Here is a 15,307-nt window from a genome sequence, read left to right on the forward strand (position 1 = left end):
CGAGGGAGCTTGCTCCCTCGCCACGGAATCATTCCAACCCTGGCCCAACTTCACTCAGCCCCGATTTCCACCACGGTTTTTCCTTTCCCACGCCCCTCGGCTACCTGCGCAAAGGCCTCATTGACCTCCCCCAGGCCAAACCGGGTTTGATCGATCTTGATCCGCAACGCGCCGGCCTCAATCAGTGCTGCTGCCTCCCGCAAGATCTGGCCATGATGTTCGCGTCCCTTTCCGGTCAGCAGCGGCATCAACGTAAACACCCCGGAATAGCTCGCTCCTCGGAACGACAACGGCGCGAGACTGTGCTGGCCCCAGCCGAGACAGCTGAGCACATGGCCGGTGTAGGTCTTTGCCGCATTGAACGACGCATCCAGGGTCGGGCCGCCAACGGTGTCGTAGACGATGTCGAAGCCTTCGCCATCGGTGTACTGGCGCACGTAGCTGTCGGTGTCCTGAGTCCGGTAGTCGATGGCTGAGGCGCCCAGTTCGCGGATGAAATCCAGGCTGCTGGCCGAGCCCGTGGCGTAGACCTCGGCGCCCCGGGCCTTGGCGATCTGCACGGCCATCTGACCGACGCCGCCCGCGCCGCCATGAATCAGCACCTGTTGCCCGGCCCGGACGTTGGCACGGTCGACCAAACCTTCCCAGGCCGTGATGAATGCCAGCGGCAAGGCCGCCGCTTCGCGCATGCTCAGTGAGCGGGGCTTGGGCGCAATCAGGCGGGCATCGACCGCGATGTATTCGGCCAGCGCGCCTTGAGCCCCGCCGATCCCGCCGGCCATGCCGAATACCTCGTCGCCAGGCGCGAAGTCATCCACGCCTTCGCCCCGCTCAACCACCGTCCCGGCCAGATCAATTCCTAATACAGCGGGCAACGGCTGCCGTGCATGGGCACCGCCTCCCGCCGCGATCTTGGTATCCAGCGGGTTGATTGCGGCGGCATGCACCTTGATCAAGACCTGGCCTTTGCCGGGAACCGGCCGGGCGATGGAACGGACAATCAGCGGCGCTTGAGCGGTTTCGGCAACGGCGGCGAACATGGTGTTGTTCATGACGGTAAACCTCCAAATAAGTGGGCAGGTTCATCATGGGAGCGAAGACGCATTCCGATAAGTGAGCAACAATGGATAGGACTTATTCCAGGCAGAGGCTAAATCCTGATGGATCTGATCGATGCAATGCAGGTGTTCGTGCGGGTGGTGGAGCGCGGCTCGTTCTCGGCGGTCGCCAGGGAGCTGAACCTGGGCCAACCGGCGGTGAGCAAGCAGATCCGCGCATTGGAGCAACATCTGGGTGGGGCGCTGTTTGCCCGCAGCACCCGCCATCTCGCACTGACCGACCAGGGCCAGCGCTTCTACGCCGAGAGCAAGGACATACTCGCCAGTGTGGACGCGGCACGGCTCAGTTTCGCCAGTGGACAGGAACAGATCGCCGGCCTTCTGCGCGTGGCGGCGCCCGTCAGTTTCGGCCGGTTGTGCATTGCGCCCCTGGTGGGCGAGTTCCTGGCCCGTCACCCACAGGTTCGGATCGACTTGAGGTTGAGCGACCAGAACGAAGATGTGTTGAAGGAAAACATCGACCTGGCCATTCGCATCGGCGTGGTGAAAAACGAAGGGCTGGTGGCGATTTCCCTCGGCGATAGCCCGCGCCGGGTGTACGCCGCCCCTGCTTATCTGCAACAGCACGGCACGCCCCTCGAACCGGCCGACCTGGCCCGCCATAACTGTTTGGCGTTCACCCTGCTGGAACATTACGACGTCTGGCGATTCGCGCAGGATGGCCAGCAGCATAACGTGACGATCAAGGGTAACGTCACCTGCAACAGCAGCGAAGCGATCCGGGAAATGGTGCTGTCGGGCCTGGGCGTTTCGCTTTCACCGCAGTGGTTGTTCGCGGCCGATGTTCGCCAGGGTACCGTCTGCTCCCTGCTTGCCGACTACCAGCCGCTGGCGCTGCCCATCAGCGCCGTGTTCAGTCACGACCGACGCCGCTCGGCGCGGACTCGGGCCTTTGTGGATTTTTTGCGCGAGCGTCTTTGAACAGCCGGGCTAGGATTCACAGGCCAATGACGGCTGCGCAGCCTTGCCATGCCGTCCCGGGAAATACGCCGCCGCAGCCATCCCCACCGCCCCCATCACCACGCAATACCCCACGCACACCCACGGGCTCCACGGCACCAGGGCGATCAGCATCAATGGGGTCATACTGGCCCATAGCGCATAGGCGATGTTGTAGGTGAGCGAGATGCCGGACACGCGGATCTTCGGTGGGAACAGGCTGACCATCACCGACGGCACCGCGCCGACCACGCCGCAACCCAGGCCGGCTACGGCGTAGGCCAGGCCCAGCCAGGCGCTGCCGCTGATCAGGCTGGCGTAGAGCACGGCGATGCCCAGGGGCAGCAGCAGGCTGTAGAGCATGACGGTGCGCCAGGCGCCGATGCGGTCGACGATGAGGCCGGCCAGGACGCAGCCGATGTTCAGAAAGACGATGCCCAGGCTGCTCAGGGCGAAGGTGTAACTGGGGGTCATGCCGAAGCTTTTCTGCATCACGGTCGGGGTGATAACCACGAACACCACCACGGCCGAGGTCAGCACGCAGGTCAGGATGGCGGCGGGCAGCAAGGCCTGGCGATGGTCGCGCAGGACCGTGCGCAACGGCAGTTCCGTAGCGCCTTCGCGATTGGCTTGCAGGGCCATGAAGATCGGCGTTTCGCTCAGCCAGCGGCGCAGCCAGACGCCGATCACACCGAAGACGCCCCCCAGCAGGAACGGCAGGCGCCAGGCGTAGTCGAGAATCTCCGCCGGCGTGTAGATCCGCGCCAGCGCCGTTGCGGTCAGGGCCCCCAGCAAGTAGCCGAAGGTCAGGCCCGCCTGGAGGAACCCCAGGGCATAGCCGCGATGATGCAGCGGCGCATGTTCGGCCACGAACACCCAGGCGCTTGGCACCTCGCCGCCCACCGCCGCGCCCTGCAGGATACGCAGCGCCAGCAGCAACAACGGTGCGAAATAGCCGATTTGCGCATAGGTGGGCATCACCCCGATGAGTAGGCACGGCAAGGCCATCATCAGGATGCTCAGGCTGAACACGCGCTTGCGCCCCAGGCGATCGGCGAAGTGCGCCATGAGAATGCCGCCCAGGGGCCGGGCCAGGTAGCCGGTGGCGAAAATCCCGAAGCTTTGCAGCAAGCGCAGCCAATCGGGCATTTCCGGCGGGAAGAACAGTTGGCTGAGGGTCAGGGCGAAGAACACGAAAATGATGAAATCGTAGATCTCCAGCGCGCCGCCCAAGGCGGCCAGGCCCAGGGTCTTGTAATCGGAGCGGCTGAATCGGTCACCGGGTGAAACAGGGGTGGCAGTCATAGGCAGATTGGAACGATAGGTTGAAAGAGGGCGACGGCTCAGTCGTCGCGATCAGTGTCCACCGGTTGAACCGGTGGTTGGCCTGGCTCGGCGTCTTCGGCCTCGTCGGCAGGCAGGAAATCCTTGCGGCTCTGGGCGATGGCCCGGCGTATTTCGTCGCCCTTGGTGGGGCAGTTCAGGAGGCGGGCGATGCCGTCGGGTTTCTGCGTCATCGCCATCCTCCGGCATGAGTGAACAGGGGCTCGATAGTGCTCGCTTTTGGCGCGTGATGCCAATGTTGTGTCGGGGCGCCAGCAGCATTGTGGGGGGCTGCTGCGCCGCCCAGCGGGAGCAAGCTCCCTCACCACAGGGGGTTTGTGTTATTCGGGTCAGCGGTGGTAGCGGCGCACGACGCTGCTGTTGCGCAGGACGTGGCCTTTGATTTTTTCCATCAGTTGGGCCCGTGTGAGGCCCGCGGGGAAGGCTTCCGGCGGCAGGTCCAGGGCGAAGAGCTGGATCAGGTAGTGGTGAGCGCTGTCGCCGATGGGCGGGCAAGGGCCGATGTAGCCGTGGGTGTTCTTGCTGTTGATGCCACTCATGCCTTCCAGCGAGGATTTGGTACCGGCGCCCGCCGGAATCTGCCGGGTGGTGGCCTTGATGCCGTAGTGGATCCAGTGGTCGACGCCCTGGCCCCTCTGGCCGTCCGGGTCCAACATGACGATGGCGTAGCTGAGGGTGCCAGGCGGGCCAGCGTTCCAGCTCAAGGCCGGGGAAATGTTCTTGCCACCACAGGTGTTGGCGTCACTGGCCGCCGCCGCGGTGAAGAGGCGGTCGTCCGACACGCCGGGAATACTGAGGGTAAAACGCTCCTCGGCCTGGGCAGCCCCTTGTGCGCACAGCACCAGGGCGACGGCCGCCAGCCAAGGGGTGAAAATGTTCAATCGGGTCATACCGGGGCACCTTGTGCGTGTCAGGCCATGGACGGCTTGCGAACTATAGCCGCAGCTTCGCCAAGGTTGCAGTGACAATTATGCTGAACCTCGTTCCGGCCCTGCGACTCCAAGGGGAAACGCCTGCCGGAGAACGACCATGCCTATGCATCAAGTCGCCCGTTTCGCCGATATGCGCGAAGATCGCGGCCTCGAAGTCAACATCAACGACACGTCCATCCTGTTGCTGCGTTCAGGCGATCAGGTGCGCGCCTTCCAGGGCAAGTGCCCCCATGCAGGCGCACCACTGGCCAAGGGCGCGGTGTGCCATGGACGGCTGATTTGCCCGTGGCACAAGGCGGCGTTCCGGACTGAAGACGGCGCCCTGTGCGAGCCGCCGGCCCTCGACAGCCTGGCGCGCTATCACGTCGAGGTGCGGGACGGTGACGTCTGGGTCGATGACCAACCGCTGCCGGCCGATAAAATCCCGCCGGCCGATGACGCGCGCACGTTTGTCATCATCGGCGCCGGTGCGGCCGGCACGGCTTGCGCAGCGGCGTTGCGAGAGAAGGGGTTTGGCGGCCGAATCCTGTTGATCGACCGCGAAGCCGAGGCCGGCTACGACCGTACGGTGCTGAGCAAGTATGTATTGGCCGGCGACATGCCGGTCAACGAGACGGCGCCGCTGCGCGATGATACTTACTTCACCCAGCAACGCATCGAAAGGCTCCACGGCGAGGTCACCCATTTGGACCCCAGTGCTCGGCAAATCCAGCTCGCCGATGGCCGACGCCTGGACTACGACGCCGCGCTCATTGCCACAGGCGGGGAGCCGAAGACGCCAGCCATACCCGGCATCGATTTGCCGCAAGTCTTCGTGCTGCGTTCCATCGCCCACACCCGGCAGATTCTCGACACTGTCCGGCCAGGGCAACGGGCGGTGATCATCGGCGACAGTTTCATTGCCATGGAAGTCGCTTCGTCCCTGCGCAAGCGCGAGCTGAGCGTCACCGTGTTGGCCCGGCACCCGGTGCCATTCGCCGCGCAATTGGGCGAGAGCGTCGGCCAAGCCATCCTGGCCCGGCACCGGGCCAACGGCGTGGTGTACCACAGCGACGGCGAAGCGGCGCGGATCGAGGGCGCGCACAAGGTCGAAGCCGTGGTGCTGGATAACGGCCAGCGTTTGGCTGCGGACGTGGTGATCGTCGGCATCGGCGTGCGCCCGGCCACCGAGCCGTTTGCCGAGTTGCCCCGGGAACAGGACCAGTCACTGTCCGTTGACGCGGGCATGCGAGTGACGGATGGCTTATGGGCCGTCGGTGATATCGCGACCTTCCCCCTGAACGGCGCGCCTGTGCGCATCGAGCATTGGCGCCTGGCCCAGCAACAGGCGCGCATCGCCGCCGCGAACATGCTCGGCGGCGACGAGCACTATCTGGACGTGCCGTTTTTCTGGACGTATCACTTCGGCAAACGCTACGACTACCTCGGTCACGCCGAGCACTGGGATGAGGTGGAGTTCAAGGGCACGCCCGAGCATCCACCCTTTATCGCCCTGTTGGGCAAGGACGGCCTCGTTGCCGCCGCAGTGGCCTGCGATGAAGGCCGGGCCATGGCGGCGTTGGCCCAGCGCATGAAACAACCATTGCCGGTGGACGAGGCGTGGCGGCTGATCCGGGATTTCTCATCGTAGATCTGCCACAGCCCAAAATCCCCTGTGGGAGCGAGCTTGCTCGCGATAGCGATGGGTCAGTCGACTTCAAGATGGCTGACCCGACGCCATCGCGAGCAAGCTCGCTCCCACAGTTTTTGTTCTGTGTGACCGAAAGATCTGCCACACCCCAATCCCCTGTGGGAGCGAGCTTGCTCGCGATAGCGATGGATCGGCTTGCATCAATGTACGGACTGATCCGCCGGCAAATGGATAACCCGGGGCCGCTCCAATGGCGCCAGAGGCGCTGGCTGCAACTCCGGACTGAGCAAATGGAAATGCGGTACGACGTGGCTGATGTCGCCGTCCTGGTTGTTGTGGATGGTCTTCGAACCGGGCTGGCGCAACGTATCCAGACGCTCACCGGTCAACTTGAAACTGGCGCTCAAGCCCTGGTCATCCACCACCGGCGCCGGCAGCCGACGCTGGGCGAAGCTGCGACTTTTGCGTTGTTGATAACGCGCCCAGGTAATCAGCAGCACCGCGTTGACCAACGCGATCCAACCATAAACCTGCAAAGTCCCCAGGGTGTCGAACAGCGACCCTCCCAGGCGCGGGCCGGCCTGGCTGTCGAGCAGCGACCACAGCCCATTGACCAGCAAATACAACAGCCCCACCCACGCCAGCACGGTGAAAAGCGCATCGATGACCACCAGAAAAGGCCGTTGCCGGGTCCTGATAATTTTCATCGGATCACTTCCTCTTCCTGATCATCGAATGGTTTGATACCGCGATCCGGGCTGATCCAGCGCGCACGCTTCTGATGCTGCCCGAACAGCACTTTGGGAAAGCTCACCAGGGTGGTGAACAGGCTGATCAGCCAGAACACCAACGGGTACCAGACCACCCAGAACATGATGTGCCACAGGCCTTTTTCGTAGCGCCGGTCGATCAGGATGCTCACCGCGAACTGCAACAGGCACACCACCGCCAGCAACAGGCCGGTGAAGGCTGGCGGCATCAGGTGATCCACGGCGATGGCCGCTGGCATCTCGACGAATTTACCGGCGCCCCAGAAGATCACCGACAGCAGGAAGGTGAACGCCCAGCCGGTGGACAGGCAGTATTCGAACAGCAGCGGCCACAGGTAGCGGTGGCGGTATTGCCAGATGCCACGGATGTTCTTGAACAGCACCTCGGCGCCCCCCTGGGCCCAGCGCAGGCGTTGCCGCCACAGGCCGCGCAGGGTTTCGGGCATGAGAATCCAGCACAGCGCGCGTGGCTCGTAGAAGATGCTCCAGTGATCCAGCTGCAGCTTCCAACTGATGTCGATGTCTTCGGTAATCATGTCCGGGCTCCAGTAGCCGACCCGGTGCAGGGCCGTGCGTCGGAACGCGACGATTACGCCGGACACGGTGAAGATCCGCCCGAAGACCCGCTGGGTACGCTTGATCAGGCCGATGATCGAGGAGAACTCGCCGACCTGGACCCGACCTATCAAGGTCGAGCGGGTGCGGATGCGCGGGTTGCCGGTCACCGCGCCGAGGCGGGCGTTGTCCAGCATCGGCGCCACCAGGTAAGCACAGGTGTTCGGCGCCAGCAGCGCGTCACCGTCGATGCACACCAGGTATTCGCTGCGCGCCGCGATGGCGCCCATGCGCAGGGCCACGGCCTTGCCCTGGTTTTCCGCCAGGTGCAAGACACGTAGGCGCGGGTCTTCCGCCGCCAGTTGATCGAGCATCTGGGCGGTGTTGTCCTTGGAGCCGTCGTTGATGGCGATGACTTCGATGTTCGGATAATGCTGGCCCAGCGCCGCGTGAATGGTGTCGGCGACGTTGTCGCCTTCGTTGAAGCACGGGATCAGGATGCTGATCAGCGGCTCGCCCGCCAGGGCCGGTGGCAAGGTGTCGTCCTTCCATGGCCAGTGGCGCTCCCAGTGCAGCCAGAAATACAGGCCGCCGGCAATCCACAGCCCGGACATGAACAGCGGGTAAAAGAACACGAAGTCCATCAGGAATTGCCCGGTGACCAGGAAGATCAGGCCCAGGGGTACCCCAAGGACGATCGCCAGCACCAGCAGGGCGAGCAGTCTGTCGAGCATGTCAAGGATTCCACTTGTTGGAGAGCGCCGGCCGCACGGTTTTCACGGCGGGCTGGTCTTCGATGAAGTTGTCCGGGTAGTAGCCGAAGCTGGTCACGCCTTTGCGCTTGAGGCGCCCCATCCAGTCAGCCAGTTGTTCGCCGTCGATGTCGCTGACCGGCTTGCTGTGCCAGTCACGGGCTTGCAATTCGAATACCGTGCGCTTGAGCGCGCCGGGGCGAGCCTTGACGGTGTCTACCAGGCGCTCGAGCCAGGGGCCGGATTGTGCGCGGGTCTGCTTTTCCATCAGCGGCATGGCCATCGGTGCCGTCCAGTCGTAAGCGCCAAGGAAATCGTCGAGGTTCTGGGCGAACCAGGCTTCGCTTTCCGGATTGAGCATCGGTTCGGCAAAGATATTGCGCGCTGTCCGAACCTGAGGGCCGCGAATCGCCCGAACCTTGGCGGTCAGCTCATGGGTGAAGTCGATCAGGTAGCGGCTCTTGAAGCGGGTCCAGCGCTGCATCGCCGCGGGGTCATCCCGCAGGGCGGCGATGGACGTCGGCAAGCCGTGGGCGGCATAGACTTTCAGGGCCGCGGGGCTGGCATCCTCGAAGTCGGAGAACACCGCGTCGTCATGGTACAGAACGCCATCCAACGAGCTCATCCGCGCCAGGTCCTGGTAGATCTCGCCGATGACCTTGCGCACGTTCGGGTCGAACGGCGACAGGCGCACGTATTGATCCGGGGCGACGCCAGTCTTACCGGTTTCCGGATCCCAGCGCTGGACCCGTGGCAGCTTCGCGTCCAAGGCAAAACTGAGCACCGGCATCCAGGCATAGACCTTGGCATTGGCCCGGGTGCGCAGTTGCCATGCGACCCGGTCGAACAGGTCAGCGCGCACCGGCAAGTGACGGTTGGGGAAGTACAACGAATGCACGAGACCGTCGCCTTTCGGGTCGGCGAAGGCTTGCAGAAACACCGTATTGGCACCCAGGTCGGAAATGCGCTGGACCAACTTGCCGACGTTGGCTTCCTGCTGCACCGGGTCCGGGTCGTAGACATAATCCAGGTCGACATGCACCACGCGCATCGGGTCAATCGTCTGCACCGACACGATGCTTTCGGCGAAATGGGCACCATCCGGATCGGACGCCACCAGGAAACGTGGGCCGCTCATCAGGTTATCCAGGCTGTCGAGGCCGTCCTCCAGGGTCAGGGCCATTTGATAGCCCTCACTGCCAATCACCTGCAACGCAGTACCGTCGGCTTCACCGTAAGGCCAGACCCAAACGCGTGGGCTATAACCGGCGACCTTGCGGATTTTCTCGGAAATGGCCGCCACGTCCTTGCGCAAGCGAGCCTGGAAATCGGCCTCGGTCTCGTAACGACCGGTGGCCGGGTCGTAGCGCCGGGTGGTTGCGGCGGGTTGCTGGTTGCCTTGCGGGTTGGCGAGCACGCCTTTGTGATTGGCGTCTGTGTGGGCGGCGATTTCCACCAGGCCCGATTTCGACACCTCGCGAATCTGCTCCCAGGTCAGGAACTCGGAACGCTTGCGCGGCACTCCGGCGAAATCCACCGTTTGGTTCAGTGGCGTATCCACCCAACTGCCGACCGGAGCGAGGATCGCCGGCCAGTTATAGGCGCGCAGGATGGGCATGACGCGGGTATAAAAGCTCGAGTAGCCGTCGTCGAAACTCAGCAGCACCGCACGCGGCGGCAGTTCCGGACCGCCATTGCGGGCCGTGATGATCTGGTCCACCGTGACCGGCTGGTAGTTGTTTTCCCGTAGCCACGCCAACTGTTCGATCAACCGTTCGGTGCGCACGGCCACCAGCGCCTGGTCCGGGTCTCGGTCGTCGACATCGTGGTAGGCGATGCCGAGCACATGGTTCTTTGGCCACGGCGCGTCGTTGGCCGCCAGCGGACGCTGCGAGGGCGGCGTGAACGCCGGGGCTTGCTGGGCACAAGCGCTGATCAGCAAGGCCCCCAGCAGAAGGATGAATCGCGAAATGACAGGCATCTTCAAACTCTTCTAGAAGCGATAGGTGAGGTCGACAAGCAGGCGCAGATCGCTTTCGCGATCGCCGTCGTAAGGGCGGTTGAGCCAGCTCAGCGCGGCACCTGCCTCTAGCACGTCGTTCCAGATGAAACGCTGGCCGTAGCTGAGCAATCCCATGGCCCCGGTGTTGTAGTCGCGCTGGCTGTAAGTACCGGCACCGACCTGGAACTGCTGGCTCCACGTGGTTTCGTAGCGGCGATACAACACGTGGTTGGCGCTCACGGTCGGCATGACGCTGAAATCCGCTTTCGGGTTGAAATAGGGCACTTCGTTGGAGCCGCTGTTGCGGCTGGCGCCCACTTCCAGGCCCAGTTCCACTTGCAGGCGCGGCGCGCTGTAGATGCCCTCGCGGCCAGTCAGCAGGGTTTCGAGACGGTTGTTGCCATCGCTGAAATGGGACGGGCTGACCGCCAGTCGCCACTCGCGGCTTTCATTGGCCCGCCAACGGACGAAACCACTCCCGCCGTTAGCGCGGATGCCGCTGTTGAGCGCCCGCAGCGGGGTATTGGCCGAGAGGTAATCCAGGCTACCGCCGTATTGCCAGTGGTCGTCGATGTCCCGCGCCACGGCCACGCGTGCGCCTTGCTTGTCGCCGGAACCGTAGGAGTGATTGGAGACCTCGGCCTCCAGCGTCATGTCCCGAGTGCGACGCTCCACGCCCAGACGCTGCCAACGATGATGGCCGGTGCCTTCCTCGAAATCACCGGTGGCGTAGCCGGCACCGCCGAACAGCCGCCAGTCTTCATCGATGGGCGGGCTGTAGAGCAGCGTTTCGATGCCAAAATCCCGGCTGCCAGTCACTGCACCGGCGTCACCGCTGCCACCGCCATAACTCTTGCCGGTGTAGGCCTCGATGCGCAGCTCGGCCATGTCGTGTACCTCACGCTGGCGTTGCAGACGTTTGACATGGGCGTTTTCCGGGTAGCGGGCGACCACGTCGTCGGTCAACGCATCCATCTGCCGCCATTCCTGCAAATCCATGGCGGCGCGGGCCTGGGCGACTTCCAGATCCCGGTTGCGCGGGATCGTGGCCTCGACTTCCTTGAGCAGGTTTTCCGAACGGCGCGGCCAGTCACGGGCCTGGTACAGATCGGCCTGGGCCAGGCGCATACCGGTGTTACCGGGGCCTTGGTTGACCAAGGTGTCCAGGCGCGCCTCGGCAGAGGGCAAATCGGCGCCGTACGTGCCGGCCTGGGCGGCGAGTTGCTGGGCGTCCATCCATTCATCGTTGGGGTTGCCGATCGGCAGGCCCTTGAGTTCGATGCGCGGACGCTGGGCTTTCGCCATGTCTTCGGCCAGTGCACGGGCCTCTTCGGATTTTTCACTTTCCAGCAACGCGTAGTAGAGCGCGGTGCTGTCTTCAAAACGCTCCGCAGGATCGGCATCCGGCGCGATCAGGACCCGGCGGTACAGATCGACGGCGATTTCCGGCTCTCGCTGTTCCAGATAGGAAGAGGCCACCCAGCGCAGGGCATAAGTGGGAATGCTCACACCCTCGGCGAGCAACGTCTGGTATTCGGCAATCACTTCAGCCCGACGGGCGCGGGCGTTGAGGGCGCCCATGCGATCGATGCGCCAACGGAGTACGTCGTCATGGGCCTCGGCCACCGGGGTCCAGGTGGCGAGCAACTTGTCGTAGTCGGCCAGGGCGCGGTCGGCAATGATGAAGCGCTCCTGTTCGCTGCGGCTGGCCATGTCCGCCAGGCGCACCCGCTCGGCGGCGACGTCACCTTCCAGGCGTCGCTGCACGCCACGGTCGATCAGCCCCGGTTGCAGACGCGCCAGGCGCAGCGCAGGCTCCGGCAGCCGTGCGCGTTGCAGGGCGTAGATGTATTCGCGCGCAACCTCTGGGCGGTTACCCGCGCGAGTGAAGGCTTGATCGTATTCGAACAGCGCTTCGTGGGGGCTGTTGGCGCGGGTCAAGGCATAGCCCAGTGCCAGTCGACGCATCGGATCTGTCGGCTTGGCAGCGACCAGGGCCTTGGCGCGAGTGACAGCTTCGTCGGGCTGGCCTGCATCGGCCTGGGTCAAAGCCAGACCAAGTTGCAAATCGGGATTCTGAGGATCGATCACCAAGGCCTGGCGGTACAGCTCGGCCGCCGAATCCCAGCGCTTGAGGTTGCGATAGGCACGAGCCGTTGCAGTCAGCGCCTGGACCGGCAACGCTCGATTGCGGCCCTGGGTTTCATAGACCGTCACCACCTCGGTATCGAGACCGGCCCAACTGGCGATCTGCAGGTGGTCACTGATTTGCGCGGCGCTGGCCTGGCCGGCCGGCACCTGGCGCAACGCAGTCAGCGCAGGCGTGTAATGACCTGCACGGGCATCGAGCACCATTTGGTCATAGGCGCTATCGGCAAACGCCAGCATCGGCCAGCACAGTTGGCTGCACAGTGCGACGCGAAACAACGGGCGCAAACCACGTTGAATAAAAGGACCCACAGTACGCGGCATTCGTCAGCATCCTTACATGGCCAGCCGGGTCGCAGTGCCCCCTTGCCCATCAAACAGGAAGCCGGATCAAAGGAATCCAGCCAAGCTCTAATGGGCCTAGTCTTGCACTCTCGGGCGGGTCATCTTCAGGAACGCCACAATTCTTCAGAATCGATACAGATTTCGGCGCTGGGCTGATCGGTGGGCATAAAAAAACCCGGCCATGCGTCATGCACGGGCCGGGTTCTGGGTGTGACTTGAACGGCTTACTGGATAGCGACGCCGCCGCCCAGCTTGTTCATCACAAATGCCGTGAATTGCTCAACGGTCATTTTCTGGCCATTGAAATCGACCTGGTTGTTGGCGTAGTGCAACTTGGTGACAACGTCGTTGCCTTCAAGGGTCGCCAATTGAGTACCAACGGCCATGGCGCTGAACATATCGCTGGTAGCCGTGGCTTGATCGGCGATCAGCTTGGCATCCGTCTGGCCTTCCATCTGTGCCTGCACAGTCATGAGGTCCACCAGCATCGGCTTGGAAACCTTGAGATTGAAATCCAGCAGGGCGAGCAACTGACGTCCCAGTTCATCCGGCGGCAGGTCCATGGACTGCGGCTTGGTCAGATCAACGATCAGGCTGGCACGGCTTTCACCGTTGGCGGTGTTGAACGACAGATTTTCCAAGGCCACTTGCGGGGCACCGGCCAAGAGTTTTTCCAGATCGGCTTTGACCTGTGCTTCTTCAGCTTCGGTCAGGCTCAACTCCGGCGCCGGTTCACCGGCTGCAGCTGCTTCGGCGGCCGCTTTTTCGTAGGGTTGCAGCTTGGTCTGGTAGATCTGCATCAGCGACATGGTGGCCGGGATGTCCAGGTTCTTCAGGCTGACCGCCATCTGCGCCGAACCGATGGTCTTGTCGTTGAACGACAGCTCACCGATCTTGTAATCGGCACGCCCCGAAGCGCTGGTGCCGTTCTCGCTGCTGCTGTTCTTCATTTCGAAGTTCTTCAGACCCAGCACCGACTTAGGCTCACCGAAGGTGGCCTTGGTGTTGCTCATCAGCAGGGTGTTGTCGCCCATGTAGTAACCGTATGAGCTTTTGCTCAGGTTGCTGGCCAATGTCAGGCCGTTCAGCTCGACCTGCACGGGTGTCTGGTCTTCGGCAACGGTGGTCAACTTGAAGCTGTCCATGTAGCCGTCAGCCTTGACCTTCTGGCCTTGGGCGCTGGCGGCCAAGTCGATTTTCAGGCCGGAGAAGGTGAGCTGGGATTGCTCATCCAACTTGGTTTCCAATGGCAGCAGCTCGTAGGTGCCGTTGATGGACTCGTCGTAGCCCAGGTTGACCACACCTTTGAGTGGGGACTGGTCCTTGGTCGCGGCGAACCATTTGTCAGTCAGTGGATTGCGCTCCAGCGCGGTGTGACTGGTGGCCATGACCGGCAGCCACTTGAGCGTGATCAAGCGAGAGAATGGCAGTGGGCCGTGCTCGATCCGGTCGACGAAGAGCAGCTCGACCGACTCACCACCGAACATCTCGCCTTCGCCTTTGAGACGGTAGTGGGCGGTGCTGCTAAATGTGCCACGGTCCATGGAAACCAGCTCCAGGGCGGCACTGCTGTTGGACCCGGCCAAGGCGGTCTGCATCTGCTTATTGCTATCGGCAATAGCATTTTTCAACACGCCTTCGAGTTTGGTCCCGGTGTACCAGGCGCCGCCCGCGCTGATAGCACCGACAGCCACAACGATTCCCAGAAGTACGCTTGCTGATTTATTCATGAGTGACCCGATCGATATCCATGGTTGAAGAAAGCCGTCGTCTTCCCTGACCCGCAAAGGGGGTGGCTCGACGCCGCAAAGAGGAGGGGAGATTACCATCAGGCACCCCTGCGGGCCCAATGTTTATAGGGGTAAAAACGTTTTCTTGAGAGGTGGTCTACGAATATTGGACTTCGATCTCGTCGAGCTGATGATCGAACGTCTTGAGCCGGGCTGTCCAGGTGTACACCAGCACTTCGAAATCGCGATTGATCACAGCGGCACCCGATGAATCTGCGCGTGAATCGCAAAAATCCAGTTGATAGCGCTCCCGAGCCATGGCGTTAGCCACGTCACACAACTCGCGGGCGTTGTTGAGCCAGTGCCAGCCGTCCTGGGTGACCTGCTTGTCCAAGGCCGCGCACTGGGTTTTCAGGGCTTCGAGGCTTTTTTCCAGCGGGGTGCCGGTGAGCTCGCCCATGACTTCCTGGAACGTGCGGCCAGGCTGCCAATAACTGCCCCAGAAATAACGGTCAAACACTGTTTCGACACGTCGCAGCGCCACCTTGGTGTCCCAAATCAGCACCAGGGTCTTGCCTTGCTCAAGGTGTTTTTTCTTGATTCGTTGGCCCTGAAGCGAAGCCCAGGCCACGACTGCAATGGATATCACGCCGATCAACGCCGCCGCGCTGTCGAGGAACAGCAGCGCCTTGTCAATTTGGTGAGTGAGCATGACGCCATAAAAATAAGTTGCCGAAAGCAGCAGCAATGCCGCAGTGGCGCACCAAAAGCCGGGAGCATAAGGGTTTTTCATTATTGGAATCCCCATGACCAGTGACGTCGCGGGCCCTTTGTCGCCAGGGCCCGCCTTTCACAGCATAGCAACGGCATTGGGGGTTTGCCGTGGCATCAGGGGCTCGATCCGATTACCGGCCCAAAACGACAAAACCCCTGTCTGCTGATGCAGACAGGGGTTCTGGGAATTCAATCTTGACGATGACCTACTCTCACATGGGGAAACCCCACACTACCATCGGCGATGCATCGTTTCACTGCTGAGTTC

Annotated in this window: 12 protein-coding genes and 1 rRNA gene; 2 read left to right on the forward strand and 11 right to left on the reverse strand. The window is 62.6% G+C overall.

What is annotated here, in order from left to right; translation table 11 throughout:
* Nucleotides 1-50: 50 nt before the first annotated feature.
* Nucleotides 51-1,052 carry a zinc-dependent alcohol dehydrogenase family protein gene (locus AC3A5O_RS28035; RefSeq protein ID WP_305469093.1) on the reverse strand — a complete coding sequence of 334 codons (1,002 nt, stop codon included), beginning with the start codon at nucleotides 1,050-1,052 and terminating at the stop codon, nucleotides 51-53.
* Between the two features lie 108 nt (nucleotides 1,053-1,160).
* Between AC3A5O_RS28035 and AC3A5O_RS28040 the strand changes: the two genes are divergently transcribed.
* Nucleotides 1,161-2,039, forward strand: coding sequence for a LysR family transcriptional regulator (locus AC3A5O_RS28040; RefSeq protein WP_122566751.1), 879 nt, complete (start codon nucleotides 1,161-1,163; stop codon nucleotides 2,037-2,039).
* A gap of 9 nt (nucleotides 2,040-2,048) precedes the next feature.
* Here AC3A5O_RS28040 and AC3A5O_RS28045 read toward each other — a convergent pair whose 3' ends face one another.
* From AC3A5O_RS28045 to AC3A5O_RS28055, 3 genes are all read right to left on the reverse strand, one after another.
* Nucleotides 2,049-3,362 (reverse strand): MFS transporter, encoded by a 1,314-nt coding sequence (locus AC3A5O_RS28045; protein WP_305491462.1) that lies wholly within the window; start codon nucleotides 3,360-3,362, stop codon nucleotides 2,049-2,051.
* A gap of 38 nt (nucleotides 3,363-3,400) precedes the next feature.
* Nucleotides 3,401-3,574: a hypothetical protein gene (locus tag AC3A5O_RS28050; protein WP_163006770.1), complete on the reverse strand. Its 174-nt coding sequence runs from the start codon at nucleotides 3,572-3,574 to the stop codon at nucleotides 3,401-3,403.
* A 156-nt stretch (nucleotides 3,575-3,730) separates the two neighbouring features.
* On the reverse strand, nucleotides 3,731-4,291 hold the full coding sequence (locus AC3A5O_RS28055) for a YbhB/YbcL family Raf kinase inhibitor-like protein (RefSeq protein WP_122566753.1): 561 nt from the start codon (nucleotides 4,289-4,291) through the stop codon (nucleotides 3,731-3,733).
* 139 nt (nucleotides 4,292-4,430) lie between these two features.
* Here AC3A5O_RS28055 and AC3A5O_RS28060 point away from each other — a divergent pair, with 139 nt between their 5' ends.
* A complete protein-coding gene (locus AC3A5O_RS28060) occupies nucleotides 4,431-5,963 on the forward strand; it encodes an FAD-dependent oxidoreductase (RefSeq protein ID WP_487753986.1) in 1,533 nt (510 codons plus the stop codon).
* A 200-nt stretch (nucleotides 5,964-6,163) separates the two neighbouring features.
* On the opposite strand, the gene pgaD is transcribed toward AC3A5O_RS28060, so the two are convergent.
* The 7 genes from pgaD to rrf form a co-directional block, all read right to left on the reverse strand.
* On the reverse strand, nucleotides 6,164-6,670 hold the full coding sequence (pgaD, locus tag AC3A5O_RS28065) for a poly-beta-1,6-N-acetyl-D-glucosamine biosynthesis protein PgaD (RefSeq protein WP_122566755.1): 507 nt from the start codon (nucleotides 6,668-6,670) through the stop codon (nucleotides 6,164-6,166).
* Complete coding sequence (gene pgaC, locus AC3A5O_RS28070; protein WP_122566756.1) at nucleotides 6,667-8,022, reverse strand: poly-beta-1,6-N-acetyl-D-glucosamine synthase; 1,356 nt, start codon at nucleotides 8,020-8,022, stop codon at nucleotides 6,667-6,669. Before pgaC ends, pgaD begins: the two co-directional genes overlap by 4 nt.
* A gap of 1 nt (nucleotide 8,023) precedes the next feature.
* The gene (pgaB, locus tag AC3A5O_RS28075) at nucleotides 8,024-10,021 is read right to left on the reverse strand and encodes a poly-beta-1,6-N-acetyl-D-glucosamine N-deacetylase PgaB (protein ID WP_305491459.1); all 1,998 of its coding nucleotides are present in this window, start codon (nucleotides 10,019-10,021) and stop codon (nucleotides 8,024-8,026) included.
* A 12-nt stretch (nucleotides 10,022-10,033) separates the two neighbouring features.
* Nucleotides 10,034-12,514 carry a poly-beta-1,6 N-acetyl-D-glucosamine export porin PgaA gene (pgaA, locus tag AC3A5O_RS28080; RefSeq protein WP_305491458.1) on the reverse strand — a complete coding sequence of 827 codons (2,481 nt, stop codon included), beginning with the start codon at nucleotides 12,512-12,514 and terminating at the stop codon, nucleotides 10,034-10,036.
* A 245-nt stretch (nucleotides 12,515-12,759) separates the two neighbouring features.
* The gene (locus AC3A5O_RS28085; RefSeq protein WP_122566759.1) at nucleotides 12,760-14,265 is read right to left on the reverse strand and encodes a YdgA family protein; all 1,506 of its coding nucleotides are present in this window, start codon (nucleotides 14,263-14,265) and stop codon (nucleotides 12,760-12,762) included.
* A 157-nt stretch (nucleotides 14,266-14,422) separates the two neighbouring features.
* Nucleotides 14,423-15,058, reverse strand: a complete 636-nt coding sequence (locus AC3A5O_RS28090; protein WP_122566760.1) for an NADH:ubiquinone oxidoreductase subunit N — start codon at nucleotides 15,056-15,058, stop codon at nucleotides 14,423-14,425.
* 174 nt (nucleotides 15,059-15,232) lie between these two features.
* Nucleotides 15,233-15,307: ribosomal RNA gene (rrf, locus tag AC3A5O_RS28095) — 5S ribosomal RNA — on the reverse strand; the annotation flags it as partial.

Source organism: Pseudomonas sp. Soil_N_39 (assembly GCF_057655955.1).